Origin of the sequence: Pseudomonas luteola NBRC 103146, from assembly GCF_002091675.1 — a bacterium.
Classification (GTDB): domain Bacteria; phylum Pseudomonadota; class Gammaproteobacteria; order Pseudomonadales; family Pseudomonadaceae; genus Chryseomonas; species Chryseomonas luteola.
The window spans coordinates 1-702 of sequence record NZ_BDAE01000095.1; the positions used below are offsets into that span (position 1 = coordinate 1).

The window sequence follows — 702 nt, forward strand, 5'->3', positions numbered from 1 at the left end:
GCCGGGTTAGGCACGACCGCTCATATCTGGCAGGTCAAGCCAGAGCAGTAAGAGAGCAGCTATAAGGATTAGGGGGTTCATTGCCGATTCCTTCCAGTGGGTTTAACCATGGTTAGCAAAGTCGCCATGGTGCTTGTTCCTTGCATCCCGTATTTCTCGCACAGCATCATCGAGAGACTTGAAGCGGCCAACATGGATTACCTTATTGTTAGCTCGAATTTCGGCCAGCCATTTGCCAGTAGATCTGTCCCAACGAACGCCCTTGATTCCTGATCTACTATCTTTACGGGTACGGATGTTTGCTTGATTCTGGGCCTTAGTAGCTTCGCGCAAGTTTTGCCATCGGTTATCTGTCTTTATGCCGTTTATGTGATCAATCTGATCTGCTGGAAAGCTACCGGTCATGTACAGCCATGCCAGTCTGTGTGATTGATATCCCTTTCCTTTAACAGTTATCTGAATGTATCCGTTGGTTGTTGGCGATCCTGCGACTTCGCCCGGGCGCATTAATCCGCGCTTTGGCAAGTGATAGAAAATTCCTGTTTCAGGCTCATACTTAAGACAGGTCTTCAGTATTTCTTGAGTGAGCGGATTACTTGTTCCCATCTGCTTGACCTCTGGTTGTCATTCCAAAGCGCCCGACCTATGCAGGCGCTTCAGTGATGCTTTCCTCTATGAGGATTGAGTCGAACTACCCTCGCG

General features: G+C 48.7%; 1 protein-coding gene. It reads right to left on the reverse strand.

Going from position 1 to position 702, the window contains the following annotated elements:
- Positions 1-102: 102 nt before the first annotated feature.
- Complete coding sequence (locus PLU01S_RS25235; RefSeq protein WP_074830642.1) at positions 103-606, reverse strand: HNH endonuclease; 504 nt, start codon at positions 604-606, stop codon at positions 103-105.
- Positions 607-702 lie beyond the last annotated feature (96 nt).